Below are 25,895 nucleotides of genomic sequence, written 5' to 3'. Positions count from 1 at the left end.
CTCACCCCTTTCTAGGGTATCTATCGTACATTTTCAAGAAATAGAATCATTGAAAATGAAGTTTTCTAAGGAATTCATTTTCCTTATGTTTCTACTATATCACATTGGTCAGTAAAAGTCAATAACTTTTTGACCAAATTTGACTATTTTTTGAAAAATTTTTTAAGCACACAAAAAGCCAGTCAGACCGACTGGCTTTTCTCTATTCCAATTGAATTTTAGCTCAATGCGTCATCCATTGAAAGAACTTCGTGGAAGACACGTTGTGTCAATTCAGTTTTTTGTTCTGGAGTGAGGTATTTGGTGTTTACACAGTATCCAGAGATACGTACGATAACGTCTTCACCTGACATGATCTTTTCGTAAACATCGTTCAAGTCCATAACGTTCAAGTTAACGTGTTGTCCACCGTTTTCGAAGTAACCATCAAGGATTGTTACCAAGTTATCAACTTGTTCGTCACGAGTCTTACCAAGAGCACGTGGAGAAACTTGAGTTGTCAATGAGATACCGTCAGCTGCGTAACCAAAGTCAAGGCTAGCAAGTGAGTTCAAGTTTTGCAACCATCCACCTTTAGCTTTGTTAGATGGGTTCGCACCTGGTGAGAAGAATTCAAGTTTAGACAAGTTCACAGAACCATCTTCGTTGAGGTATACACCTTTGTGGACTGGTGAGTTACCAGTTTGTTTAGAGTAAGCAACGTTAGATGTGATTGTCAAGAGTGATACTGTAGCTTCTGCGTCTTTGTAAAGTTTGTGGCTACGTAGACGAGTTGTATAAGCTTCGATCAACCATTCTGCCAATTCGTTTGAACGTGGGTCATCTTCACCCCAACGTGGGTATTCACCGATTGTTTCGTAATCGTAGATGTAGCCATCTTCATCACGGATTGGTTTAACCGTAGCGTACTTGATAGCTGACAATGTATCAACAGTGTTAGCAAATCCACAGATACCGAATCCCATGTTGGCACGTTGTTTAGTTGGCAAGAAGGCCATTTGAACAGCTTCGTAGTTGTACTTGTCAGTCATGTAGTGGATGATGTTCAAAGCATCTACGTAAGTGTCTGTCAACCAGTCAAGAGATTTTTCAAAGTTCGCTTTAACTGATTCGAATTCAAGAACTTCGTCACGGATAGGATCGATGTCAAATACTTTGTAGTCTTTGTGAACATCGTCGTAACCACCGTTCAAACCAGTAAGAAGGGCTTTAAGAACGTTTACACGAGCACCAAAGTACTGGATGTTGTGGCGTTGATCTTCGTTTTCTGGGTCAAGTGGTGACACACAGCATGAGATACAGCTCATTTCTCCGTATCCGTCTTTAGCCATTGTTGTTACACCTTCGTATTGGATAGAAGAGTGTTTGTGGCTCATATGCATACAGTAGCGACGGAAGTTGTATGGCAATTTGTCAGTCCAAAGAACTGTCAAGTTTGGCTCTGGAGAGTTACCGATGTTGTCAAGAGTGTTCAAGAAACGGTAGTCCATCTTAGTAACACGGTGACGACCATCGTTACCCATACCAGCCATAGAAGTTGTGATGAAGGTTGGGTCACCTGAGTACAATTGGTCATAAGCTTTTGTACGAGCAAATTTAACTGTACGAAGTTTCATAACGAAATCATCAACGAATTCTTGGATTTCTGATTCAGTAAATGTACCACGAGCAAGGTCACGTTCTGCAAAGATATCCAATACGATTGGCACACGTCCTAGAGATGTTGCAGCACCGTTGATAACACGGCAGACAGCCATGAAGGCGATATTAACCCATTGGATTGCTTCTTTCGTGTTCATCGCTGGTTTGCGGACATCAACTCCGTAAAGGTCACCCAAGCGAACAACTTGTTGCAAAGCTTGGTATTGAAGGTTTACTTCTTCACGAAGACGGATTGTTTCTTCGTCAATTTCTTTAATTGCATTCCAGTCGTTGACTTTTTCTTGCATCAAGTAGTCTGCACCGTAAAGAGCAAGACGTGCGTAAACACCGATGATACGTCCACGTGAGTAGGCATCTGGAAGACCAGTTACAGTGTGAGCGTGACGAGCACGACGAATGTTTGAAGTGTAGGCACGGAAAATACCGTCGTTAACTGTTGTTACGTATTTAGTGAAGATTTCGTGAACAGCTGGATCTGGTTCGTATCCATTTTCTTTCAAAGTAGTTTCAGCCATACGGATACCACCTTTTGGCATGAAGTTCAATTTGAAGAGTTCATCGTTTTGGATACCAAAGATCAATTCGTTTTCTTTGTCGATAAATCCAGCAGGAATATCAGCAATAGATGTTGGACGAGTGTCCATTGGGAAACGAGTTTCTTCGTAGTGTGCTTTTGTTTCTTCTACGATTTTTTTGATGTGAAGTGAACGTTCTGTTGGTCCAGCAAGGAAACTTTCATCTCCATCGTAAGGTGTGTAGTTGGCTTGAACGAAGCGAGAAATACTTGCTTTTTCTTTCCAATCTACGCCTTTGAAGCCTTCCCAAGCTTTATCAAAAATATCTTGTGCTTCAACAACTGTCTTAACAACCATGTTAATGTCCTCATTTTTCTTTCTAGCAACAGTCATCTGTTACATTCATGAGACCAGTATACCATACAGTAACCGATTTCAACAAGCGAAAAAAGGCTTTTTTATCACTTTCTTTTCTAATACAGTCTGTTTATCGGCGCAATCTGTATTATATATTTGAAAGAATGAGTACTCTTTTCCATTTTTTCAGAAAAAAAGGTATAATGAATAAAAAATGACACTAGAAAGGAAGCAAAATGCTCATATTTCCATTGATTAATGATTTGTCCAGAAAAATCATCCATATCGACATGGATGCCTTTTTTGCTGCGGTGGAAATAAGAGACAATCCTAAGTTAAAAGGAAAACCTGTCATTATTGGGAGCGATCCCAGACAAACAGGCGGACGGGGAGTTGTGTCTACTTGTAGCTACGAGGCGCGAGCTTTTGGTGTTCATTCAGCCATGAGTTCTAAAGAAGCTTATGAGCGTTGTCCTCAAGCCGTCTTTATCTCGGGAAATTATGAAAAATACAAAACTGTGGGACTTGAGATTCGAGCTATTTTTAAACGTTACACCGACCTGATTGAACCTATGAGTATTGACGAAGCCTACTTGGATGTGACGGAAAATAAACTCGGTATCAAGTCAGCTGTCAAAATAGCTCGTCTCATTCAACAAGATATCTGGCAGGAACTACACCTTACCGCTTCTGCTGGCGTTTCTTACAACAAATTCCTAGCTAAAATGGCTAGCGACTATCAAAAGCCACATGGTTTGACAGTTATCCTCCCTGACCAAGCCCAAGATTTTCTCAAACAAATGGATATTGCTAAATTTCATGGAGTGGGCAAGAAAACAGTGGAAAGGCTTCATGAAATGGGTATTTATACTGGCGCAGACTTATTAGACGTTTCTGAAGTCACTTTAATCGATCGGTTTGGCAGACTCGGTTTTGATCTTTATCGAAAGGCCAGAGGCATTCATAATTCACCAGTCAAGGCCAATCGCATTCGTAAGTCCATTGGCAAGGAGAAAACCTATGGAAAGATTCTCCAAGCTGAAGAAGATATCAAAAAAGAGCTGACTCTTCTCTCCGAAAAGGTAGCCCTCAATCTCAGCAAGCAGGACAAAGCTGGAAAAATCATTATCCTAAAAATACGATATGCTGACTTCTCCACTCTGACTAGACGAAAAAGTCTCCCACAAGCAACACAGGACGCTAGTCAGATTTCTCAAACTGCCCTTCAACTTTACGAAGAACTAGCTGAAAAAGAGAAAGGCGTTCGTCTACTAGGAATTACAGTGACAGGATTTTAAAAAGCTTGAAGGCCCCCCTTCAAGCTTTTTCTTATACAAACAAACGCACAAAACTATAAAGCAACAAGACGCTACCGAGTACAATACGGTATTTACCAAAGAGTGTAAAGTCGTGCTTCTTCACATAGCTGGTCAAGAAACGAATAGCAACCATGCTGACCGCAAAGGCAACTCCCATAGCGACCAAAAGCAAGAATAGTTGACCAAAACTCAAGAGTTGACCTGCTTTAATAAATTTGAAAATCTTTAAAGCACTAGCTCCGAACATGACAGGAATCCCGAGATAGAAGGTAAACTCTGTTACGACAGAGCGACTTGTTCCATTCAACAAACCACCGACGATAGTGGCACCTGAACGGCTTGTCCCCGGGAAAAGGGCGAGGACTTGGAAAAGACCGATGTAAAGGGCTGTTTTATAAGGCAATTTGTCTAACTCTGTTACTGTTGGTTCAATAGCTTGCGCCTTATTTCGTTTTTCAAGATAGATAAAGGCAACCCCGTAGATAATCAACATAATGGCAACTGAAACCATGTTGTGGAAGTTGGCATCAAACCAATCATCTAGTTTAAAGACCAATAGCAAAGGCAAGGTCGCCACAAAAACTTTTGACCACAACTGCCAAGTTCTACGAACTTCTACCTTAGTTTTACCAGGTTTGAAGGGATTAAGCTTATTAAAGTAAATGACCATAACTGCTAAAATGGCACCAAGCTGAATGACAACATTAAACATAGACATGAAGGCTTCATTCTGGTCCTTGTATTGGACAAATTCTTCCACCAAGATCAAGTGTCCTGTACTTGAAATGGGCAACCATTCTGTAATTCCTTCAACAATCCCAAAAAAGATTGACTTCAAAATTTCAATAAAATACATACATTACTCCTTTTTCTGTCCTCTATTATAGCATAATTTCGGATGTTGCGATAGATTTTTTAGAAGGCGCCGATGCTACCACCGCCTCCGCCTCCTGAGAATCCTCCGCCAGAACTTCCACTTCCAGAAGAGACGGAGTAGGTACTTGCTGTGTTTGCAATACTAGCATAGTGACTCATTTGAGCAGTTGAATGATAAAACATACTGTGCCAGCCATAAGCTACGTAAAGATTGATATCTGGGTTCTCAACTTGAATCTGATAAGATTTCATCAAATGACTCACCTTGTCCGCATAACCAAATAAAGTAGCATAGACAAGGAGGCGATTCCAAAGAACAATACTCTCTAATTCTGCCTTGTCTAGATGGGCGATATCGCGAAGCATGTTTTCAAAACTAGTCCAGAGATAGTACGCTTCTAATCCTTCTTCGTTTAAAACACCATCACGAGTATCAAATCGGGTCGTCCAATAATAGACGGCAGCTAACATCAAGCTCACAAACCCAAGGATAGGAAGTGGCAGGGAAAGATACCCGTGAGCATCCAAACTGTACAAGAACCAGCCAAAACCAACGAAAGCAGGTAGAAGCGTAGAGACACCTATCGTCAATCGCAGGATTTTTCCCCCATTACTCAGTGGACGATAATAATCTGGAAGTTGCAAAGAGGAAACCCGCTTTCTCACCCCATCCTGCATCTGCTTCAGAGCTTGCTCGAAAGAAGACTTAAGCTTACGTCCTGTTTTCTGAATCCGTTTTTCATCAGTTGCTTTTGCACCTTGGTAAAGACTAGTTGACACTTGGTAATCTGCAAACAAATCTGAAACAAGCACTTCTTCTCTTCCTGAAAAAGCCAAATTAAGGCAATCTTTTTCAAAACTTGCTAATCCTTTTTCTTTTACGACTTTTAGACGGACCTCGTCTCCATTTGAGATGATTGAAACATTTCCACGATCAATCACATCCAATAAAGTTGCCTGAACGAGTTGGTCAAAGGTGAACTTCCCTCCTCCCTTGGTCAAGGGACTGACTTCCTCTAAAGAAGTGGAGTAAACAGCTTCCGATAAAACCATCGGTTCTAAGTCCATTGGCGGTTCATAGAGACGGTGATTTTTGGCATATTTCTTCGATGGAGAGGTTTTTCTTCTATAAATGCAGTAGAAAATAACACTAAAGACTAAAAAAAGCGAGAGTAGGAAAGGGATGATCCACGTAACCAGAGCTTTTCTCTGAGCTTTTTCAGCAGTAATGGACTCCTCTATTTTTTCAAATTCTGCTAAACGATTGCCCTTCAATCCCTGATCCAAAGCTGTTTCAAAATCTTTTCTAGGCCAATAGGCATGCAATTCAACCCCACGCTGACGAGGTAGGTTCTGCAAATGAACACGATAATCACCACCTGTCTTCTCTACCTTGCCCTCTGTAAAGAGTTTCCCTGTATGAAAGAAAAGTTTTTCAGCTCCATTAAAGCCCATTACCCGAAACTCAAAATTTTCGATAGGTTCTGAACTATCCGTCAGAGGTTGCCAATTAAGTTCCGCGATGTCATCGTATAGGAAAAGAAGATTTTTTAGTTGCCATGTGATTACCACTTCAACAGTATTTCCCCCTTGGCCTGGATTATACACTTTTACAGTATAACCTTCCGATTCTTCTATCACTTCACTATTGACATTCTCAATGGCACTAGCATTTTTCCATACCTGAACCTTCGGACTGGGATCTATTTCAAAGCCCTTTGGCATCTTACCAGAACGGCCAAGTCCTACTAGTTGTCCATTAAAATCCTCATCAAAATGATAGACTACTTTCTCCCTGAATTCTGCTGTATTATCTGCATGAATATACAGATCGCCTTGATAAGAGCGAATCTTGAAATCAACCGCAAAAACAGAGAGTGGTAGAACACAAAACAAGCTAAATAAAAGCACGAAAAAAGTCTTTTTCACAACACAATCCCCCTTTTTATCTTTGCTATCATTATATCATTTTTTACAAGTAAAGGCTTACTTGTATTGAAAATATCACTATTTTTAGATACAATAGAGAGAGTCATTTTTAGACTAGAAATAGGAGAAAACATGAAAAAATTATGCTTATCTATCCTTGCTAGCCTAGCCCTTACCTTAGGACTAGTTAGCCAAGTCCAAGCCGACGAATATTTACGCATCGGGATGGAGGCAGCTTACGCTCCCTTCAACTGGACCCAAGACGACGATAGTAACGGCGCCGTCAAAATCGACGGCACCAACCAATATGCCAACGGCTACGATGTTCAAATCGCTAAAAAGATTGCCAAAGACTTAGGCAAGGAACCTTTGGTCGTGAAAACCAAATGGGAAGGACTTGTTCCAGCTCTTACTTCTGGCAAAATCGATATGATCATTGCAGGTATGAGCCCAACCGCTGAACGTAAACAAGAAATTGCCTTTTCAAGCAGTTACTATACTAGTGAACCTGTTCTATTGGTCAAAAAGGACTCCACCTATGCCAATGCCAAATCTTTAAACGACTTTAGCGGAGCAAAAATCACATCTCAACAAGGCGTTTACCTTTATGACCTGATTTCTCAAATCCCTGGTGCCAAGAAGGAAACAGCTATGGGCGACTTTGCCCAAATGCGTCAAGCACTTGAAGCAGGTGTTATCGACGCCTATGTTTCAGAACGCCCTGAAGCCCTGACCGCTGAATCTGCCAACGCTAAGTTCAAAATGATTCAACCTCAACCAGGTTTCAAAACTGGCGAAGAAGACACCGCTATTGCCATTGGTCTTCGTAAAGATGACAGCCGTATCAGCCAAATCAATGCCAGCATCGAAACCATTTCTAAGGACGAACAAGTAGCCCTCATGGATCGGATGATTAAAGAGCAACCAGTGGAGGCGACAACAACGGAGGAAGAAAGTAGCTTCTTTAGTCAAGTCGCTAAAATTCTTTCTGAAAACTGGCAACAACTCTTGCGTGGTGCTGGTATCACACTCTTGATCTCCATTATCGGGACCATCGCAGGGCTTATTATCGGGCTTGCAATCGGAGTCTTCCGTACTGCTCCACTATCTGAAAGCAAGGCCATCTATGGCTTGCAAAAGCTACTTGGCTGGATTCTCAATGTCTATATTGAAATTTTCCGTGGCACGCCTATGATCGTTCAATCTATGGTTATCTACTACGGTACAGCACAAGCCTTCGGTATTAACCTTGACCGTACACTGGCTGCCATCTTCATCGTTTCAATCAACACGGGGGCCTACATGACAGAAATCGTCCGTGGAGGTATCCTAGCAGTCGATAAGGGACAATTTGAAGCTGCAACTGCTCTTGGTATGACCCACAATCAAACCATGCGCAAGGTTGTCCTCCCTCAGGTCGTTCGCAATATCTTACCTGCGACTGGTAACGAGTTTGTCATCAATATCAAAGATACCTCTGTATTGAATGTTATCTCTGTGGTGGAACTCTACTTCTCTGGTAATACTGTGGCCACCCAAACTTATCAATACTTCCAGACATTTACAATCATCGCCGTGATTTACTTTGTCCTCACCTTCACAGTGACCCGTATCTTGCGCTTCATCGAAAGACGCATGGACATGGATACCTACACTACAGGTGCTAATCAAATGCAAACGGAGGACTTGAAATAATGAATCAACCCATTCTTGAAATTAAACACCTCAAAAAATCCTATGGACAAAATGAAGTCTTAAAAGATATTTCTCTGTCAGTTCACAAAGGAGAGGTTATCTCCATCATCGGGAGCTCAGGAAGCGGAAAATCAACCTTCCTACGTTCTATCAACCTACTTGAAACACCTACTGAGGGGGAAATTCTCTACCGAGGAGAAAACGTCCTTGCGAAAGGCTATGACCTTACTCACTATCGGGAAAAACTCGGAATGGTTTTTCAATCCTTCAACCTCTTTGAAAACCTCGATGTTCTCGAAAATACGATCGTCGCCCAAACGACTGTCCTTAAACGAGAACGCTCTGAAGCTGAAAAAATTGCCAAAGAAAATCTCGAAAAAGTCGGCATGGGAGAACGCTACTGGCAAGCCAAGCCTAAACAACTCTCAGGGGGGCAAAAACAACGCGTGGCTATCGCCCGCGCACTCTCAATGAATCCTGACGCCATTCTCTTCGACGAACCAACATCTGCCCTTGACCCTGAAATGGTCGGAGAAGTCCTTAAAATCATGCAAGACCTGGCTCAAGAAGGCCTGACCATGATCGTCGTCACCCACGAAATGGAGTTCGCCCGCGATGTCTCACACCGTGTTATCTTTATGGATAAGGGTGTCATTGCCGAAGAAGGCAAGCCAGAAGACCTCTTCACGAACCCTAAAGAAGAACGAACGCGAGAGTTTCTTCAGCGCTATCTCAAATAACAAACAAAGACTGCATAAAATATGTAGTCTTTTTACTAACTCTTTGCAAAACAAAAGGCAGATTCATTTTAAGAATCTGCCTTTAAGCCTAGTTTAATCTTCAAATTTTTCATGATTCTTGTCATAAAAATTAATTAAGCCTAGAGCTGTTTCAAATGAAATATTTTTCACTTTTGCACGACCTTGTGCCAAAGCAATAATTGACATTTCACGTGCATTTGTTTCCTTAGAGATACGGTAACCTGTGATTTTCTTATCACGAACCCAGCCAACAACTGATTCTACTTTTTCAAAGTTTGATTTAGCCATGTTTTTCTCCTATTTTGTTCTTTACGATACTGAAATATATTCATTCTTTTAGGATTATCCAAAAAACATCTACTTATTGAAAACAAATAATGAATTGTTATTACTTAGCTTTTAAAGCTGATAATATGCTTGTTCGTATATCTTCAACTCCATCAGGATTTGCTGGTAGGAAGATGGTATTATTGCCCTTATTGTCTGCGAAATTATTCAAAGTATCCAAATACTGATTTGTTAATAGAATGGACATAATCTGGGCTTCCGTGAGTTCAACATTGGCTCCTTTTAATTCTTGAATAGAATCAGCAAGTCCATCAACAATAGCCTTACGCTGTTCTGCAATCCCTACACCGTGTAGGCGATCTTTTTCTGCCTCTGCTTCTGCCGCGGTCACAATCTTAATCTTATCTGCTTCTGCAAGTTCTTGCGCAGCGACTCTCTTACGTTGGGCAGCATTGATTTCATTCATTGATTGTTTAACTTCAGCGTCAGGCTCAACCTTCGTAATCAATGTTTTTACAATGATGTAACCATATGTAGACATTTCTTCTGCTACTTGCTTTTGAACTTCTAATGCGATTTCATCTTTTTTCTCAAATAGTTCATCCAAGGTCAATTTCGGTACAGACGAACGCAAGGCATCCTCAATATAGGATTTGATTTGAGCTTCTGGTCTCATTAGTTTATAGTAAGCATCTGTGACATTATTCTCATTCACTCGATACTGAGTCGCCACATTCATGGTCACAAATACATTATCTTGTGTTTTTGTTTCCACGACGATCTCACTTTGCAATAGACGCAACTGCACCCTAGCCGCAATTCTATCAATTCCAAAAGGTGCTCGTACATGAATACCACTATTACTCAACTTTTGGTATTTACCAAAACGCTCGATAATAGCGACAGACTGTTGCCTTACAACGTACACAGAGCTGACAATAATCGCTGATGCAATCAGCACTAGAATAAAGAGAACAAGTAAAACATGTAAAACCATGGGAATCTCCCCCTTTCGTCACCATCATTATAGCATCATTATAGGAAATTGGCAAATAATATGATAGCAAATTTATTTTAGACTAGCATATTATACAAGGTCTCATTTCCGTTCAGATTGATATAAGATGGGTCAAACTTTTCCATCCGATGAATCAAGCCAGCATAATCATGCTTATCAGCAAGAGCAATCCCAATCAATACTGGACCTGTCCCCTTGCTGGCCCGTTTGATATACTCAAAACGAGTGATGTCATCATTTGGTCCCAAGATGTCATTTACAAACTCACGAAGAGCCCCTGGACGTTGTGGGAAATTGACTACAAAGTAATGCTTGATGCCATCATAAATCAAGGCACGTTCTTCCATCTCTGGCATACGGTTGATATCGTTATTTCCCCCAGAAATGATACAGCAAATCGTCTTGCCTTTGATATAGTCTGATAGAACTTCCAAGGCTGCAATGCTGGCTGCTCCAGCAGGTTCGGCGACAATCCCTTGCTTAGAATAAAGATCAATCAAGGTCTCCGAAATCAAACCCTCATCTACTCCAATAAGAGTTTCAACATTCTGACGAGTTGCTTCATAAGTCAACTGCCCAACTTTCTGCACAGCTATTCCATCAGCAAATTTGTCAATTTCTTTGAGTTTAACTGGTCCTCCAGCTTCAAAGGCTGCCTTCATCGAACGGGCACCATTGGCTTCTACACCAATTACTTCGATAGCGGGATTGGTTTCTTTGATATAGGTCGAAACCCCTGCAATCAGTCCGCCACCACCTACTGGCACTAGTACTGTATCAAAATCAATAGACTCTTTACGGGCTTCTTCAAGAATTTCATAGGCCACAGTCCCTTGACCAGCTTGAACATGGATATCATCAAAAGGATCAATGAAGGTACGGTTTTCTGACAACGTAAACTCTTGCGCTGCCTTAGCAGAAGCATCAAATGTATCCCCAACCAACTTGATTGTCACAAACTCTCCACCGAAAAAGCGAACCTGCCCAATCTTTTGTTGCGGTGTTGTGATGGGCATAAAAATTGTTGCAGGAATCTTCATCTCCTTACAAGTATAGGCGACACCTTGGGCATGATTTCCCGCAGAAGCACAGACTACACCACGCTCACGTTCTTCTTTTGACAGTTGAGAAATGGCATAATAAGCTCCGCGAATTTTAAAAGAGCGAACTCGTTGCGCATTCTCCTTTTTTAAATAGATTTTAGCTCCATATTTCTCTGATAAATAATGATCATATTCTAGTGGTGTATTCACTACTACACCACTTAAAACTTTGTGGGCTTTCACCACATCTTTTGCACTTAGCATGTCTCCTCCTCAAATACTTTACAAGGTAAAGCGAGTTAGGTACCCCCCAACTCGCCTTCTCTTTTTATTCTAAGAATTAGTTATAGATTTTGAAAGCATCATCATCGTTTTTACCAACGAATGGCATTGCTTTACGCAATTCAGCACCAACTTTTTCAATTTCAAGATTAGCTGCTTGTTCACGGTAAGCAGTGAGTTTTGGACGACCAACCTTGTAGTCATTTACAAAGTCATTTGCAAATGTACCATTTTGGATGTCTGCCAAAACAGCTTTCATATTTTCTTTAACTTGCTCAGTAATCACACGTGGGCCTGATACATAGTCACCGTACTCAGCAGTATTTGAAATAGATTGACGCATTTTCTTGAATCCACCTTCATAAATCAAGTCAACGATCAATTTCATTTCATGAAGAACTTCAAAGTAAGCCAATTCTGGGGCATAGCCTGCTTCTGTCAAGACTTCAAAACCTGCTTCGATAAGGGCAGTCAAACCACCACAAAGTACAGCTTGTTCACCAAACAAATCTTCTTCAGTTTCTTCTTTGTAAGTTGTTTCAAGCAAACCTACACGAGCTGCTCCAACACCTTTACACCAGTCCATAGCAATGTTTTTCGCATTTCCTGTGGCGTCTTGGTAGACTGCATAAAGAGCTGGAACACCAAATCCTTCTTCATAAGTACGGCGCACCAAGTGTCCTGGCCCTTTAGGAGCACACATGAAGACATCTACATCTGCAGGAACTTTGATAAATTCAAAGTGAATGTTGAAACCATGAGCAAATCCAACTGCATTTCCAGCTTCCAAGTTTGGAGCAATTTCTGCTTCGTACAATTCTTGTTGAATTTCGTCTGGTGCCAAGATCATGATAACGTCAGCCAATTTAGTTGCTTCTGCTACTGTGTAAGTATCAAATCCGTCTTCTTTTGCTTTGTCAAAAGATTTACCTGGACGCACACCGATGATGACATCACGACCTGAATCGCGCAAGTTTTGCGCATGCGCATGTCCTTGTGAACCATAACCGATAACGGCGATTTTTTTACCGTCAAGCGCTGCTACTTTAACATCTTTTTCGTATTCCATTTGAACTGCCATAGTTTTTCTCTCTTTTCTATTATTTATTGCCTCTTAGGCGGTTTTAACAAATTTTAGTTGGATTTTTAGTCGCGGGTAAATCCAGTTGCACCCGTACGAGCGATATTTTTAATACCGTATGGTCGAATCACTCGCAATAAAGCTTCACTCTTTTCAGCATTTCCAGTCATCTGAATAGTGATGGAGCTTGGCGCCACATCAACTACCGTTGCACGAAAAGGTTGGATAATAGCCAAGATTTCTGCACGCTTCTCAGCAGGAGCAGATACCTTCACCAAGATAACTTCTCTTTCCAAGTGTGGCTTATCCGTGATATCTCGAATGCGAATCACATCAATCTGACGGTTGAGCTGCTTGATGATTTGCTCGACCTCATCATGAGAAGCTACATCAATAATGATGGTAATCCGTGAAACGTTTGGATCCTCTGTCGCACCAACTGAGATACTCTCAATGTTGACCTGACGACGAGAAAGGACACCTGTAAAGCGATTGAGGACTCCTGAACGATTTTGTAGTTTTGCTGTTAACATTCTACGCATGGAACTTCACCCCCAACATCTCATGATTGCTCTTACCAGCTGGTACCATAGGTAAGACCTGCTCCTTACGGGAAATATCCACCTCGATAAACATCGGCACATCCTCCAGAATAGCCTCTAGATCTTTTTCTATCGTTTCTGGATTGTCAAATTTATAATTTTTAATGCCGTAAGCCTGTGCCATCAACTGGAAGTCAGGAAGGGTGTCAAAGACCGACTCTGAAGTTCTACCCTCATAGAAGGATTCCTGCCACTGACGAACCATTCCTAGTGAGTGATTGTTCAACATGACAACCTTAATCGGCACCTTGTAGATGTTTAGGATAGCTAGTTCTTGGTTGGTCATTTGGAAACCACCATCACCGACAAAAAGGATGACTTCTTTTTCTGGATTGGCAATCTTGGCTCCGATAGCTGCAGGAACTCCGAACCCCATAGTACCCAAACCACCTGAAGTGACTAACTGACGCTCATTTTGGTAAGGATAATACTGAGCTGTCCACATTTGGTGTTGCCCTACGTCAGTTACAACAATGGCATCTCCATTTGTCAACTCGCCGATGCGTTCGATTACTGCCTGCGGTTGAACCACACGTTCTTTCTTATCATAAGAACGAACGCGGTTCTTGTCCTTGGTAACTTTGTCAATCCACTTTTCAGTATTGTTATGAACAGTTGGTTCTGCTAAAAGCATCTGCAAAGCTTTCTTAGCGTCCCCCACCACTGGAATATCTGCACTGATAATCTTACCAATCTCAGCTGGGTCAATGTCGATATGAGCAACCTTAGCATTCTTAGCAAAGGTCTTAGGATTGCCAGTCAGGCGGTCATCGAAACGGCAACCAATACTAATCATAAAGTCCGCTTCGGTCATTGCAATGTTGGCCGCGAAAGAACCGTGCATACCTCCCATTCCTAGGAAGAGCGGATGGCTAGTCGCAATCGTACCTTGCCCTAAAAGACTGGTCACCACTGGAATTTGGTAACGTTCAGCAAATTCATTGAGCTCGGCAGCTGCTTCTGCATAACTAACCCCGCCACCAGCTAGCAATACGGGTTTCTTAGCCTTAGACAATTGCTTCAAGATTTTCTTGATTTGCATGTCATTCGGATCAAGCGTCGGTTGATAGCTTGGTAAATTTACCTCTGGTGAATAGATGAAGTCCGTCTCTAAGGCAGATACATCCTTTGGCAAGTCAATTACAACTGGACCTGGACGACCAGTCGTTGCGATATGCACAGCTTCCGTAATGATACGAGGAATGTCAGCCGTTTCACGGACTTGGTAATTGTACTTGGTAATAGGCATGGTAATACCGACAATATCCGCCTCCTGAAAGGCATCCTTCCCAATGCCTGCTCGAGCGACTTGTCCCGTAAAGACCAAGAGGGGAACGCTATCGCTCATGGCATCCGCGATTCCTGTAATGGCATTTGTTGCTCCCGGTCCACTCGTGACGACGGCAACACCCAACTTTCCAGTTGATTTGGCATAACCTTCAGCTTCATGCAAACAGCCTTGTTCATGGCGACCCAAGATGTGGCGAATGCCTTTGAAATTATAAATCGCATCATATAAAGGCAAGACAGCCCCACCAGGATAACCAAATATGGTATCAATTCCTAAATCACGGAGGGTTTCCAAAACTAGATCCGATCCCGTCTTAGGAGCGTCTAAACTGATTTTTTCCATTGTTCCCCTTTCTCTTCTCTTAAAAATAGCTTGTTACTATCATACCATTTTTTCAAAAATTTTCAAGACAAAAGAAGCAATTTTCTGAATTTTCTATCTAAACGTGTTTTTATGAATGTTTTTCCTATTTTTATAAATATGAATAGGGAATTGAACGATTTTATTACTGCCAAATTTAGTTTAGGGTATATTTTTCTAACCTTCCTTGATATAGAACATAAAAAGGAAGCCACTACGTGACTTCCTTCTAGAGCGAGGACTGATTAGTCTTCACCTTTGTTTTTCTTAATGATTTCTTCTTGTACTGACTTAGGTACGTCTTCGTAGTGGTCGAATACCATCATGAAAGTACCACGTCCTTGAGATGCAGAACGAAGAACTGTTGCGTAACCGAACATTTCAGCAAGTGGAACGTAAGCACGTACGATTTGACTGTTACCGTGTGCTTCCATACCATCAACACGTCCACGACGAGCAGTTACGTGACCCATAACATCACCAAGGTTTTCTTCAGGAACAGTGATGGTTACAAGCATCATTGGCTCAAGGATAGCTGGTTGTGCAGTCTTAGCAGCTTCTTTAAGAGCAAGTGAAGCCGCGATCTTGAAGGCAGTTTCAGATGAGTCGACATCGTGGTATGAACCATCGTAAAGCTTAGCTTTAACGTCAACCATTGGGTAACCAGCAAGAACACCGTTAGCCATAGATTCTACCAAACCTTTTTCAACCGCTGGGATAAATTCACGAGGAACCACACCACCGACGATTGCGTTTTCGAATTCGAATCCTTTTCCTTCTTCGTTTGGAGTAAATTCAATCCATACATCACCGAATTGACCTTTACCACCAGACTGACGTTTGAAGAATCCACGTGCTTGAGTAGAAGCGCGGAATGTTTCACGGTAAGATACTTGAGGAGCACCTACGTTCGCTTCAACTTTGAACTCACGACGCATACGGTCAACAAGGACGTCAAGGTGAAGCTCACCCATACCAGAGATAACTGTTTCACCAGTTTCAACGTTTGTTTCAACGCGGAATGTTGGATCTTCTTCAGCCAATTTTTGAAGGGCAATACCCATCTTGTCTTGGTCAGCTTTAGATTTTGGCTCAACCATCAATTGGATAACTGGTTCTGGAACGTTGATTGACTCAAGGATGATTTTAGCTTTTTCATCTGTCAATGAGTCACCAGTTGTAGTATCTTTCAAACCAACGGCAGCAGCGATATCACCTGAGTAAACAGTATCGATTTCTTGACGGCTGTTAGCATGCATTTGAAGGATACGTCCGATACGTTCACGTTTACCTTTAGAAGTGTTCAATACATAAGAACCTGATTGAAGAACACCTGAGTATACACGGAAGAATGTCAAACGACCTACGAATGGGTCAGTCATAATCTTGAAGGCAAGAGCTGCAAATGGCTCTTCATCAGATGCTGGACGAGTTTCTTCTTCGTCTGTATCTGGGTTGATACCTTTGATTGCTGGGATATCAAGTGGGCTTGGAAGGTAGTCGATAACCGCATCAAGCATCAATTGAACACCTTTGTTCTTGAAGGCTGATCCACATAATACTGGGAAGAATTCAACGTTGATAGTCGCTTTACGGATACCAGCTTTCAATTCTTCGTTAGTGATTTCTTCACCTTCAAGGTATTTCATCATCAATTCTTCGTCAGTTTCAGCAACTGCTTCAATCAATTTTTCACGGTATTCTTGAGCTTGGTCAAGGTATTCAGCTGGAATATCTTCTTCAAGGATATCTGTACCAAGGTCGTTAGTATAGATTTCAGCTTTCATCTTGATCAAGTCGATGATACCACGGAAGTCATCTTCAGCACCGATTGGCAATTGGATTGGATGTGCATTTGCTTGAAGACGATCATGAAGTGTGCTTACAGAGTAAAGGAAGTCAGCACCGATTTTGTCCATTTTGTTGGCAAATACGATACGTGGAACTCCGTACTCAGTTGCTTGACGCCAAACTGTTTCAGTTTGAGGCTCAACACCTGATTGTGAGTCAAGAACGGTAACCGCACCGTCCAATACACGAAGAGAACGTTGTACTTCGATTGTGAAGTCCACGTGCCCTGGTGTGTCGATGATGTTTACGCGGTGGTTGTTCCATTGAGCTGTTGTCGCAGCGGATGTGATAGTGATACCACGTTCTTGCTCTTGCTCCATCCAGTCCATTTGTGACGCACCTTCGTGAGTTTCACCGATTTTGTGGATTTTACCAGTGTAGTAAAGAATACGCTCAGTAGTTGTTGTTTTACCGGCATCGACGTGAGCCATGATACCGATATTACGAGTTTTTTCAAGTGAAAATTCGCGTGCCATGAGGTTAGTTTCTCCTATTTTTTATTTTACAATCTATTATAACATTATTTAGAAAAAACGGATAGGCAGGACCTACCCGTTCTCAATGTTTATCTTGTTTTTGTTGGTTTCAACTCACGAGCTGGTAAGTTGAATTGAACTCGGGCTAAAAGCTTAAGTTAGCTGAGTTGAACTCAAGCTAAAAGTCTGGAGAAAAAGATAAATCTCATTGGTTGCAATCGCAACCTAATTCGATTTCCTATTTTCTCTAGGACTTTCTTAACGCTTTCGTATCCTATCTTACCAACGGAAGTGTGCGAAGGCACGGTTAGCTTCAGCCATACGGTGAGTGTCTTCACGTTTCTTAACAGCTGCACCAGTGTTGTTAGCAGCGTCCAAGATTTCTTTTGCAAGACGGTCTTGCATTGTGTGTTCACCACGAAGGCGAGCGATTGTTACCAACCAACGAAGTCCAAGTGTTGTACGACGTTCTGGACGAACTTCAACTGGAACTTGGTAGTTAGATCCACCAACACGACGTGCACGTACTTCAAGTACAGGCATGATGTTTTCCATAGCTGTTTCAAATACTTCAAGTGCATCGTTTCCAGTAGCTTCTTTGATTTGCTCAAAAGCACCGTAAACGATTGAAGCAGCTGTACCACGTTTACCATCAAGCATAACGCGGTTGATAAGACGAGTAACTAGTTGTGAATTGTAAAGCGGATCTGGCAATACGTCACGTTTTGGAGCTCTATTTTTACGACTCATTTCTCTTTATCCCCTTTCCTTATGCTTTTGGACGTTTAGTACCGTATTTAGAACGGCCTTGTTTACGATCGTTAACACCTGCAGTATCAAGTGCACCACGGACGATATGGTAACGTACCCCCGGAAGGTCTTTTACACGTCCACCGCGAAGAAGCACCACGCTGTGCTCTTGCAAGTTGTGTCCGATACCTGGGATGTAGGCAGTAACTTCGATAAGGTTGCTCAAACGTACACGAGCAAATTTACGAAGGGCTGAGTTAGGTTTTTTAGGTGTCATTGTTCCAACACGAGTTGCAACACCACGTTTTTGTGGTGAAGAAACGTTTGTTTGAACTTTTTTATGACTGTTGTAACCAACGTTCAAAGCTGGTGATTTAGATTTTTCTACTTTTGATTTACGCGGTTTGCGAACCAATTGGTTAATTGTAGGCATCTACATTCTCCTGTGTTTTTTTATTTTTGGTGATGATACACTTGGTGACAGCTACCATCTGTGTGTACTTTTGCAACATTTGTCAGCACGTCCCTGTACACTTTTGAGAGACCAAAAGTAAAAAGTACCGTCTATTATTGTAACACAATTTCTTCTTCATTGTCAAGATATTTTTCATTTTTATTCTGATCTTTTAACTCTTTGACACTAGCTTTCACCGCTTTTCTAAACCAGAAAAGGAGGCAATTTTGCCTCCTAAATTCTATGGATTTCCTTCGATTCAAGTTATCGTTTCGGAATTTTTTAACCCTTCTTATCAAAGCCAACCAGATTCTGTTGCGATGTTGGCTGCCTCTGTTCGATTACCAGCATCTAGTTTCGAAAGAATATTGGTGACATAGTTTCGGACGGTTCCGTTTGATAAATAGAGTTGGTCTGCAATTTCTTGGTTAGACAAGCCCTGGGCGATTCCCTTTAAAACAGCGATTTCTTGTTCTGTTAACGGGTTAGGATGCGTCATCACCACTTCCATCAATTCAGGCGAATATTCCTTACGTCCTTCGAGAACCGTGTGCAAGGTTTGCATGAGGTCTGCAATGCTTCTTTCTTTTAAGACATAAGCATCCACTCCAGCCTTAACCGCACGTTCAAAATATCCGGGGCGTTTGAAGGTCGTCACCACAACCACCTTTGTTTCTGGCTTTTCTGCTCGTATCCACTCCAAGACTTCGAGGCCAGTCTTAACAGGCATTTCTACGTCAAGAATGGCGATATCTACGGACTCCTTTTCTAAGAGTTGGATTGCTTCTTGGCCATCCTTGGCTTGTAGGACAGACTCTACATCCGGTTGAAAGGTAAGCAACTGGCACATAGCATCTCGCAACATACTTTGATCTTCTGCAACAAGTAGTTTCATCTTAGTTTCTCTCCTTATAAGGTAGCCGAACCTGCACTTCCGTTGGATGCTTCTGACTAATCACTTTTACTTCTCCTGAAAAAGGAAGAACACGGTCTCGAACGGTATGGAGCTCATCTCCTTTTAGAGAAGCAAAGCCACAGCCATCATCTCTTACTGTTAAAATGAGTTCTTTCTCTGTTCGTTCTAATTTTAAGTAGGCTTTCGACGCTTTGGCATGTTTGATGATGTTGGTCACTAACTCAAGTAAAATCATGGAGGCCGTTGATTCTAATTCCTGAGTTAGGCTAGCTGTATCTAGTTGGTGATTGATTTCTGTTTCAATTCCTGCAATTTCCAGCATTTTTTTAACAGTCGCAAACTCGGAGGCAAGGGTTCTAGTTTTAAGATTTTCGATAATTGTACGGACTTCATTCATGGATTCTTTACTGATCTGATGAATTTCTTTTAATTCTTTTTCCACTTGAGGATAGGCCTGCATTTGAAGAAGTTGGAGGGCAAGATCCGTCTTCACACTCAGCATGGCAAAGGTATGGCCTAGACTGTCATGGAGATCCTGGCCGATACGACTGCGTTCATTTTCAGCCAAGAAGAGATTGAGCTTTGCATTTTGCTTTCTCTTTTCTTCTTTTATTTCCTCCGACACTCGAATTCGATAGAGACCAAAGGTAAAAGCATCAGAAAAGACAAAGGTCACCAAGAAAAACAGCAATTGCCAAGGACTAACATGATTGACCATATAAATCCCGGTTAAAATCAATGGCTGCAAGACAACAAAACTGACAAAACGCCAAGAGTGAAGAGAAATCTCATCCAGCTCATAAACGAGGAGGTTAGATAAATAAAAGATGAACCATGTGAAACCCGAATTCAGCCAAACCGATGTATAAAAAATGTAGGCAATCATGACCCACCAGGCTAGCCACTGCACGGTGCGGTTTTGACTTAATAAAATCGAATAGAAGGCTAGGACAAATAATAATGTCCAGAACAAGGTTAAAAGCGGGTACTCTCCACTGATGACACCCGCTATAGGAAAGATGATAAACACTAATGAAATATGAAACATATAATGAGTGTTTTTAAATTTTTCCAACATAGATTTATTTTACCTCAATCCGTTTTTTCAGCTGGATTACCAATACACCAAAGAAAACTGTATAACCTAGTACAACCAAGGCAGCAAGAACGTTAAACTCGTGGTGCTCCATATAAGTAGAGACGACCTGCATAAGCTGGTAGGTTGGGGTCAATTTTCCAATGGATTGGAGCCATTCTGGGAAGGAACTCAAGGGAAACCATAGTCCACCTAGGACAGCCAAAGCAATATAGGCAATATTTCCAATCACCGTCATCAGTTGAGCACTGGGAAGCAAGCTCACCAAGACACCCATGCTGATAAAGACCACACTTCCAACCAGCAAAATAGCACCGATTACCAACCAGTCAAGCCAAGGTAGAGTCACTCCACGAACAAAATGACCAACTGAAAAGACAACTATAATTGATAACAAGAAAGTCAGTAGAGTACTGAACAGTTTTGATACATAATATTCTACCATAGATACTGGAGAATGTTGAATCAATTTTTGCCAGTTGTTTGTCTTATCAGACTCGAGTGTGCTGGGGATACTGAAAAAGGCGCTTGACATGATACTAAAGAGCGTCATGGCAAAAAGATAGGCTTGAAGAGCAATTTCTGGAATGTCTGACCCTGACATCATACCAGAGAAAATAAGGTAAAACACACTTGGAAGTCCGATGGAAAGCAAGTAGTAGACAGCTTGCCGTTTCATCAAAATGATTTCCACTTTCATGAGACTTGTCATATTTTTCATCGTCAATCTCCTTTAGTCTTGAGTCGTTTCGAAAATACTGTCTAAGAGAGTTCGATTGCGAACTTCAATTTCTTCGATCGTGCAGCCCTGTTCTTGCAAGACTTTCCACACCTGACTGGCTTCTTTGGTTGTGAAGGAAAGGGCATTTTGCTTGATTTCAAGCTCTTGAACCTGGTCCAAAGTTCTGATAAATTCCTGATAAGTTAGAGGTACCGTAAAATGTTTTTCTTGTTCTTCACCACGCATGGCATAAGGCGTCGTATCGCGAATCAATTCTCCCTTGTGGAGAACCAAAATGCGGTCAGCCGTATGCTCCACCTCTTCGATATAGTGAGAAGAATAGACAATGGTGACACCATTTTTCTTTAATCGATTAACAATTTCCCAAAAATGCTGGCGTGTCGAGGTATCCATGGCAGCAGTTGGTTCGTCTAAAAATAGAATTTTCGGACGACCGATTAAAGTCAACACAAAAGAGAACAAGCGTTTTTGCCCACCAGACAACTTGCCCGCTAGCTGATTTTTCTGCTTATCTGAGAATCTTAACAAGTCATCAATTTCTTTGTCTGAGAGACTGTCGGGATAAAGTGACTTGAAAAATGATAGAAGTTCTTTCACTTTCAAGCTTTGAACAACTGCATTTTCTTGAGGCAAGACAGAAATAAGCTGCTTTAATCGAGGATCTGTTGGTGCAAACCCTTGAATGGCTATCTGACCTGAGCTCATGAACTTGTCGCCCAAGAGGCAATCAATCAAGGTTGTTTTTCCTGCTCCGTTAGGCCCGATCAAGGCGACACACTCACCATCGTTGATTTCAAAGGAAATGTTCCGCAAGATCTCCTTGTCTTTTATTTTCTTGCTCAATTTTTCAACTTTAATCACAGTCATGAGATTCTCCTTTCAACCACTTCATTCCCATAGGGAAAACGACAAAAATCATAAATCCAAAACCCCAAGCACCACGAATGAATTGGCGAAGCAAGGTTTGGTCAAACCAACCAGTAAACATTTCCACTAACCATACCAAGAGTGACAGGCCGATAAAGAAATAGATGATTGCTTTTTTCATTCCTCAAACTCCTTTTTCACATCTCTGACTAATTTCAAACCTTCTCTGACAAGCCAAGACATCATTCCAAAGCCAGCAAAGAGCTCCCAAGGAAAATGATAGAAACCCTCGTCCAATCCTGAAAACATGAGATAGGTCATAACTCCTGCTGCTACTAAACTCACTGCGACAATCATTTTATTTTTCATTTCTTCTTCCTCCATTTCATACTTCAATTATAGTCTTTTGAAGTTGGCGGAGCTAGATGCTTCTGTCACTAGGAAATATGACAAATGTCATAAAAAAAGAAAGTTGAAAAATCAACTTTCTTTTAATCTATTAAATTTTCATTCCACACTGAAAAGATATGGATATACGGGTTGTTGACCTTGATGAATCTCTACTTCAACATCTTCGAATTCTTCTGCGATTTCTTGGGCAATTTCATTGGCAAGTTCTTCGCTTCCGTCTTCTCCGACATAGAAAGTCACGATTTCACTGTCTTCGTCCAACATATGTTTCAAAGTTTCAGTCAAGGTTTGGTGCATGTCAGGGTTTGACACGAGGATTTTCCCATCTACCATACCAAGATTGTCATTTTCATGAATTTCCAAGCCATCGATAGTTGTGTCGCGAACGGCAGTCGTTACACTACCGCTTACGACATCACCAAGGGCTGCAGTCATGCGTTCTTGGTTTTCCTCGATAGACTTGCTAGGATCAAAGGCAAGAAGGCTCGTCAAACCTTGAGGAATTGTACGCGCTTCTACCACAACAGCAGGTTGTTCAAGCACTTCAGCTGCTGACTGAGCTGCCATGAAGATATTTTTGTTGTTTGGCAAGAAGATAATATTGCGAGCATTGACCTGCTCAACGGCCTTGATAAAGTCCTCTGTTGAAGGGTTCATAGTTTGCCCACCTTCGATGACATAATCCACACCTTGGGCACGGAAGATATCTGTCAATCCTTGACCTGCCACTACTGCGATAAGAGCGTATTCCTTCTCTTCAGCTGGCTTGCTAACTTGTGCTGCTTCTTTTTCAACTTGTGCTTCATGTTGGTTACGCATGTTGTCCACTTTAACCTTGACCAAGCTACCATATTTAAGTCCTTCTTGCATGACAAGACCTGGATCTTCGGTATGGACGTGAACTTTGACAATCTCATCATCGTTGACAACAAGTAGAGAATCCCCAAGGTCATTCAAGTAGTTGCGGAATTCATCATAATCAAAATCTTTGGCATAAGTTGGGCCTTGTTTGAGAGCAACCATGATCTCCGTACAGTAACCGAAGGTAATATCCTCAGTTGCCACATGACCTGCTACAGACTTGTGGTGCTCAGCATTGATCATTTCACTCATGTTGGCAGGGGTCGCTACAAAGTCTTCTGAAGCACTGTATTCACCAGTAAGAGCTGAAAGGAATCCCTCGTAGATGAAGACCAAACCTTGACCGCCTGAGTCCACGACACCAACCTCTTTCAAGACTGGGAGCATATCAGGAGTCTTAGCCAGAGCTCTCTTAGCACCTTCCAAGGCTGCACGCATGACCTCAACAGCATCATCTGTCTCCTCAGCTTTTTTCTTGGCACCGATAGCCGCTCCACGAGAAACTGTCAAAATAGTTCCCTCAACTGGTTTCATAACTGCTTTATAAGCTACTTCGACACCGGATTGGAAAGCAAGAGCCAAGTCTTGACCTGTTAATTCGTCTTTTTCCTTAATAGCTTGGGAAAATCCACGGAAAAGTTGAGACGTGATAACCCCTGAGTTTCCACGCGCACCCATCAAGAGCCCCTTAGCAAGAATGCTCGCCACTTCTCCAACTGTAGAAGCTGGCTTGTCTGCTACTTCTTTGGCACCATTTTCGATGGTCATTCCCATGTTTGTCCCAGTATCTCCATCTGGAACTGGAAAGACGTTTAATGAATTGACATATTCAGCTTGCTTATTCAAACGAGTTGATGCAGCCTGCACCATTTCTTGAAATAAGCTGGTAGTAATTTTTGACACGATTATTCTCCTACAACTTTGATATTTTGAATGTAGACATTCACAGTCTGAGCAGTGATTCCTAGTTGGTTTTCCAAACTAAAACGAACACGCTCTTGGATGTTTTTTGAGACTTCACTAATCTTTGTTCCGTAGCTCAAGACGGTATAAACATCAACTGCAATGCTGCCATCTTCGGCTGCTTTTACGACAACACCTTTTGCATAATTTTCCTTACCAAGGAGGGCTTGGAAATTATCTTTGAGGGTATTTTTGCTAGCCATACCGACCACACCAAAAATCTCAGTTGCTGCACCACCTACAACGGTTGCAATCACTTCATCTGTCAGTTCGATTTGACCATCTTTTGTATTAATTTTTACAGTCATTTTTTTTACCTCAACTAGTTGATACTCTATTTTATCATATTTCATTCCAAGTGTAAAAGCAGAATGCTGTATCGGCAGATATTTACTCTATTTTTCAAATGGTTTTATCTATAGAGCAAAAGAAAAAGACCAGTTAGGTCTTTTCATTTTTATTAAACGCGTTCAACTTTACCTGATTTCAAAGCACGAGCTGAAGCCCAAACTTTTTTAGGTTTACCATCAATAAGAACAGTAACTTTTTGAAGGTTTGGTTTTACGGCACGTTTTGTTTGGTTCATCGCGTGTGAACGGTTGTTTCCAGATACAGTCTTACGACCTGTAAAGTAACATACTTTAGCCATTATGTTTTCCTCCTATTAGATCTAATATAGCGGATGTGCTAGCACCACATACCGTACTATGTTATCACACTTTCTTGAATTTATCAAGAGAATTAAAATATTTTTTTATTTGACGTAAACAACACCAAGTTTACCAAAAGCGACTTCTCCACGGATAATCAAGGTTTTGTTAGTCGGCGCTACAGGAGCGTCCGCCTTGGCTGCACCAAAGGATGTTTCTACTTTCAAGTCTACACGCCAGTGTTGTGGAACATAGACAGTTGCATTACCAAAAGCCACTTCGATATTCAGAGTGGCAAAATCACCTAACATCTCTGCGTTATCATAGTAGATTTTTGCGTCACCAAAAGCGACTTCCACCTGATCGTCGACAAGATCTTGATCTTGTTTATAGAAGGTTCCACTACCAAAAGCGACTTCCTTATTCGTGATGACTGTTCGCTCACCACTGTACCACCATTTTTTGCCATACCAAAACTTACTTGAGTGAGTGAGATAGCCAACACCTAGCACTGCTAGGATACTAGCCCAAAACAAAGACTGGTTTGGGATAGGCAAAATGTTATAAAAATGATTCGCAATCATTAAGGCTACTAGAGCGGTAAAAACTGCTGATGTCAGGTGACGACGAAGCAAAGCTTCAACTGATTGGTAGGCAAAAAAGGCGATACCAATCAAAGGCCATATTTTACCGTCCAAAGAAGGAATTCCAAAGTTTCCTTGCAGCAAAATCCAGGCCGCTAAAACCAATAAAACAATACCAAATGCTTTCTTTTTCAT

Annotated in this window: 25 protein-coding genes; 3 read left to right on the top strand and 22 right to left on the bottom strand. The window is 41.6% G+C overall.

Features of this window, described 5'->3' with window-relative positions:
* Positions 1-218: 218 nt before the first annotated feature.
* Positions 219-2,534: a formate C-acetyltransferase gene (gene pflB / locus HT680_RS00225; protein ID WP_000260613.1), complete on the bottom strand. Its 2,316-nt coding sequence runs from the start codon at positions 2,532-2,534 to the stop codon at positions 219-221.
* A gap of 236 nt (positions 2,535-2,770) precedes the next feature.
* Between pflB and dinB the strand changes: the two genes are divergently transcribed.
* Positions 2,771-3,832 (top strand): DNA polymerase IV, encoded by a 1,062-nt coding sequence (dinB, locus tag HT680_RS00220; protein ID WP_173257358.1) that lies wholly within the window; start codon positions 2,771-2,773, stop codon positions 3,830-3,832.
* A 31-nt stretch (positions 3,833-3,863) separates the two neighbouring features.
* Here the strand turns inward: dinB and HT680_RS00215 are convergent, their stop codons facing one another.
* Together HT680_RS00215 and HT680_RS00210 are read right to left on the bottom strand one after the other, a co-directional pair.
* Complete coding sequence (locus HT680_RS00215; RefSeq protein WP_000273567.1) at positions 3,864-4,709, bottom strand: undecaprenyl-diphosphate phosphatase; 846 nt, start codon at positions 4,707-4,709, stop codon at positions 3,864-3,866.
* Positions 4,710-4,768: 59 nt separating this feature from the next.
* Positions 4,769-6,658: a DUF2207 domain-containing protein gene (locus HT680_RS00210; RefSeq protein ID WP_173257348.1), complete on the bottom strand. Its 1,890-nt coding sequence runs from the start codon at positions 6,656-6,658 to the stop codon at positions 4,769-4,771.
* Positions 6,659-6,790: 132 nt separating this feature from the next.
* Here HT680_RS00210 and HT680_RS00205 point away from each other — a divergent pair, with 132 nt between their 5' ends.
* Both HT680_RS00205 and HT680_RS00200 read left to right on the top strand, forming a co-directional pair.
* Positions 6,791-8,353 carry an ABC transporter substrate-binding protein/permease gene (locus HT680_RS00205; protein ID WP_173257346.1) on the top strand — a complete coding sequence of 521 codons (1,563 nt, stop codon included), beginning with the start codon at positions 6,791-6,793 and terminating at the stop codon, positions 8,351-8,353.
* Positions 8,353-9,093 (top strand): amino acid ABC transporter ATP-binding protein, encoded by a 741-nt coding sequence (locus HT680_RS00200; protein WP_132972335.1) that lies wholly within the window; start codon positions 8,353-8,355, stop codon positions 9,091-9,093. The genes HT680_RS00205 and HT680_RS00200 overlap by 1 nt, the downstream gene beginning before the upstream one ends.
* Before the next feature lie 93 nt (positions 9,094-9,186).
* Here the strand turns inward: HT680_RS00200 and HT680_RS00195 are convergent, their stop codons facing one another.
* The 19 genes from HT680_RS00195 to HT680_RS00105 all read right to left on the bottom strand — a co-directional run bounded on the left by HT680_RS00195 (position 9,187) and on the right by HT680_RS00105 (position 25,895).
* The gene (locus HT680_RS00195; protein ID WP_173257344.1) at positions 9,187-9,402 is read right to left on the bottom strand and encodes a hypothetical protein; all 216 of its coding nucleotides are present in this window, start codon (positions 9,400-9,402) and stop codon (positions 9,187-9,189) included.
* 100 nt (positions 9,403-9,502) lie between these two features.
* The gene (locus tag HT680_RS00190; RefSeq protein WP_084974060.1) at positions 9,503-10,399 is read right to left on the bottom strand and encodes an SPFH domain-containing protein; all 897 of its coding nucleotides are present in this window, start codon (positions 10,397-10,399) and stop codon (positions 9,503-9,505) included.
* Between the two features lie 77 nt (positions 10,400-10,476).
* The gene (gene ilvA / locus HT680_RS00185) at positions 10,477-11,727 is read right to left on the bottom strand and encodes a threonine ammonia-lyase IlvA (protein ID WP_084945604.1); all 1,251 of its coding nucleotides are present in this window, start codon (positions 11,725-11,727) and stop codon (positions 10,477-10,479) included.
* A gap of 76 nt (positions 11,728-11,803) precedes the next feature.
* Complete coding sequence (ilvC, locus tag HT680_RS00180) at positions 11,804-12,826, bottom strand: ketol-acid reductoisomerase (protein WP_173257342.1); 1,023 nt, start codon at positions 12,824-12,826, stop codon at positions 11,804-11,806.
* A gap of 65 nt (positions 12,827-12,891) precedes the next feature.
* Positions 12,892-13,368, bottom strand: coding sequence for an acetolactate synthase small subunit (ilvN, locus tag HT680_RS00175; RefSeq protein ID WP_084945606.1), 477 nt, complete (start codon positions 13,366-13,368; stop codon positions 12,892-12,894).
* Positions 13,361-15,061 carry an acetolactate synthase large subunit gene (locus tag HT680_RS00170; RefSeq protein ID WP_084947291.1) on the bottom strand — a complete coding sequence of 567 codons (1,701 nt, stop codon included), beginning with the start codon at positions 15,059-15,061 and terminating at the stop codon, positions 13,361-13,363. The genes ilvN and HT680_RS00170 overlap by 8 nt, the downstream gene beginning before the upstream one ends.
* A gap of 263 nt (positions 15,062-15,324) precedes the next feature.
* Positions 15,325-17,406 carry an elongation factor G gene (fusA, locus tag HT680_RS00165; protein WP_000090331.1) on the bottom strand — a complete coding sequence of 694 codons (2,082 nt, stop codon included), beginning with the start codon at positions 17,404-17,406 and terminating at the stop codon, positions 15,325-15,327.
* A gap of 279 nt (positions 17,407-17,685) precedes the next feature.
* Positions 17,686-18,156, bottom strand: coding sequence for a 30S ribosomal protein S7 (gene rpsG, locus HT680_RS00160; RefSeq protein ID WP_000087873.1), 471 nt, complete (start codon positions 18,154-18,156; stop codon positions 17,686-17,688).
* A gap of 19 nt (positions 18,157-18,175) precedes the next feature.
* Positions 18,176-18,589, bottom strand: a complete 414-nt coding sequence (rpsL, locus tag HT680_RS00155) for a 30S ribosomal protein S12 (RefSeq protein ID WP_001142332.1) — start codon at positions 18,587-18,589, stop codon at positions 18,176-18,178.
* Positions 18,590-18,905: 316 nt separating this feature from the next.
* Positions 18,906-19,505 carry a response regulator transcription factor gene (locus HT680_RS00150; RefSeq protein WP_173257340.1) on the bottom strand — a complete coding sequence of 200 codons (600 nt, stop codon included), beginning with the start codon at positions 19,503-19,505 and terminating at the stop codon, positions 18,906-18,908.
* A gap of 1 nt (position 19,506) precedes the next feature.
* On the bottom strand, positions 19,507-20,604 hold the full coding sequence (locus tag HT680_RS00145; protein WP_173257338.1) for a sensor histidine kinase: 1,098 nt from the start codon (positions 20,602-20,604) through the stop codon (positions 19,507-19,509).
* A 4-nt stretch (positions 20,605-20,608) separates the two neighbouring features.
* Positions 20,609-21,343 (bottom strand): ABC transporter permease, encoded by a 735-nt coding sequence (locus HT680_RS00140; protein ID WP_143989187.1) that lies wholly within the window; start codon positions 21,341-21,343, stop codon positions 20,609-20,611.
* 12 nt (positions 21,344-21,355) lie between these two features.
* Positions 21,356-22,231 carry an ABC transporter ATP-binding protein gene (locus HT680_RS00135; RefSeq protein WP_173257336.1) on the bottom strand — a complete coding sequence of 292 codons (876 nt, stop codon included), beginning with the start codon at positions 22,229-22,231 and terminating at the stop codon, positions 21,356-21,358.
* Complete coding sequence (locus HT680_RS00130) at positions 22,218-22,412, bottom strand: hypothetical protein (protein ID WP_000709165.1); 195 nt, start codon at positions 22,410-22,412, stop codon at positions 22,218-22,220. Before HT680_RS00130 ends, HT680_RS00135 begins: the two co-directional genes overlap by 14 nt.
* Complete coding sequence (locus HT680_RS00125) at positions 22,409-22,615, bottom strand: hypothetical protein (protein WP_000390701.1); 207 nt, start codon at positions 22,613-22,615, stop codon at positions 22,409-22,411. The genes HT680_RS00130 and HT680_RS00125 overlap by 4 nt, the downstream gene beginning before the upstream one ends.
* 123 nt (positions 22,616-22,738) lie before the next feature.
* Positions 22,739-24,406, bottom strand: coding sequence for a DAK2 domain-containing protein (locus tag HT680_RS00120; protein WP_173257334.1), 1,668 nt, complete (start codon positions 24,404-24,406; stop codon positions 22,739-22,741).
* A gap of 2 nt (positions 24,407-24,408) precedes the next feature.
* On the bottom strand, positions 24,409-24,774 hold the full coding sequence (locus tag HT680_RS00115; protein WP_000216441.1) for an Asp23/Gls24 family envelope stress response protein: 366 nt from the start codon (positions 24,772-24,774) through the stop codon (positions 24,409-24,411).
* A gap of 152 nt (positions 24,775-24,926) precedes the next feature.
* Positions 24,927-25,115, bottom strand: coding sequence for a 50S ribosomal protein L28 (gene rpmB, locus HT680_RS00110; protein WP_001140948.1), 189 nt, complete (start codon positions 25,113-25,115; stop codon positions 24,927-24,929).
* A gap of 105 nt (positions 25,116-25,220) precedes the next feature.
* On the bottom strand, positions 25,221-25,895 hold the full coding sequence (locus HT680_RS00105; protein ID WP_173257331.1) for a hypothetical protein: 675 nt from the start codon (positions 25,893-25,895) through the stop codon (positions 25,221-25,223).

This window comes from Streptococcus sp. 5905 (assembly GCF_013276505.1).
In the GTDB taxonomy this organism is placed as follows: Bacteria; Bacillota; Bacilli; order Lactobacillales; family Streptococcaceae; genus Streptococcus.
Note: the sequence above shows the minus strand (reverse complement) of the source record. Positions and strands in the feature narration are given on the sequence as shown.

Excerpts from the sequence above, each read along its gene's own strand:
- HT680_RS00205 (WP_173257346.1), top strand. The coding sequence starts at position 6,791 with ATGAAAAAATTATGCTTATCTATCCTTGCTAGCCTAGCCCTTACCTTA.
- HT680_RS00200 (WP_132972335.1), top strand. The coding sequence starts at position 8,353 with ATGAATCAACCCATTCTTGAAATTAAACACCTCAAAAAATCCTATGGA.
- HT680_RS00140 (WP_143989187.1), bottom strand. The coding sequence starts at position 21,343 with ATGAAAAATATGACAAGTCTCATGAAAGTGGAAATCATTTTGATGAAA.
- ilvN (WP_084945606.1), bottom strand. The coding sequence starts at position 13,368 with ATGCGTAGAATGTTAACAGCAAAACTACAAAATCGTTCAGGAGTCCTC.
- rpsG (WP_000087873.1), bottom strand. The coding sequence starts at position 18,156 with ATGAGTCGTAAAAATAGAGCTCCAAAACGTGACGTATTGCCAGATCCG.
- HT680_RS00215 (WP_000273567.1), bottom strand. The coding sequence starts at position 4,709 with ATGTATTTTATTGAAATTTTGAAGTCAATCTTTTTTGGGATTGTTGAA.
- rpsL (WP_001142332.1), bottom strand. The coding sequence starts at position 18,589 with ATGCCTACAATTAACCAATTGGTTCGCAAACCGCGTAAATCAAAAGTA.
- HT680_RS00130 (WP_000709165.1), bottom strand. The coding sequence starts at position 22,412 with ATGAAAAAAGCAATCATCTATTTCTTTATCGGCCTGTCACTCTTGGTA.
- HT680_RS00105 (WP_173257331.1), bottom strand. The coding sequence starts at position 25,895 with ATGAAAAAGAAAGCATTTGGTATTGTTTTATTGGTTTTAGCGGCCTGG.
- HT680_RS00115 (WP_000216441.1), bottom strand. The coding sequence starts at position 24,774 with ATGACTGTAAAAATTAATACAAAAGATGGTCAAATCGAACTGACAGAT.
- dinB (WP_173257358.1), top strand. The coding sequence starts at position 2,771 with ATGCTCATATTTCCATTGATTAATGATTTGTCCAGAAAAATCATCCAT.
- HT680_RS00195 (WP_173257344.1), bottom strand. The coding sequence starts at position 9,402 with ATGGCTAAATCAAACTTTGAAAAAGTAGAATCAGTTGTTGGCTGGGTT.
- ilvA (WP_084945604.1), bottom strand. The coding sequence starts at position 11,727 with ATGCTAAGTGCAAAAGATGTGGTGAAAGCCCACAAAGTTTTAAGTGGT.
- HT680_RS00170 (WP_084947291.1), bottom strand. The coding sequence starts at position 15,061 with ATGGAAAAAATCAGTTTAGACGCTCCTAAGACGGGATCGGATCTAGTT.
- HT680_RS00190 (WP_084974060.1), bottom strand. The coding sequence starts at position 10,399 with ATGGTTTTACATGTTTTACTTGTTCTCTTTATTCTAGTGCTGATTGCA.
- HT680_RS00125 (WP_000390701.1), bottom strand. The coding sequence starts at position 22,615 with ATGGAGGAAGAAGAAATGAAAAATAAAATGATTGTCGCAGTGAGTTTA.
- HT680_RS00145 (WP_173257338.1), bottom strand. The coding sequence starts at position 20,604 with ATGTTGGAAAAATTTAAAAACACTCATTATATGTTTCATATTTCATTA.
- pflB (WP_000260613.1), bottom strand. The coding sequence starts at position 2,534 with ATGGTTGTTAAGACAGTTGTTGAAGCACAAGATATTTTTGATAAAGCT.
- HT680_RS00150 (WP_173257340.1), bottom strand. The coding sequence starts at position 19,505 with ATGAAACTACTTGTTGCAGAAGATCAAAGTATGTTGCGAGATGCTATG.
- ilvC (WP_173257342.1), bottom strand. The coding sequence starts at position 12,826 with ATGGCAGTTCAAATGGAATACGAAAAAGATGTTAAAGTAGCAGCGCTT.
- rpmB (WP_001140948.1), bottom strand. The coding sequence starts at position 25,115 with ATGGCTAAAGTATGTTACTTTACAGGTCGTAAGACTGTATCTGGAAAC.
- fusA (WP_000090331.1), bottom strand. The coding sequence starts at position 17,406 with ATGGCACGCGAATTTTCACTTGAAAAAACTCGTAATATCGGTATCATG.
- HT680_RS00135 (WP_173257336.1), bottom strand. The coding sequence starts at position 22,231 with ATGACTGTGATTAAAGTTGAAAAATTGAGCAAGAAAATAAAAGACAAG.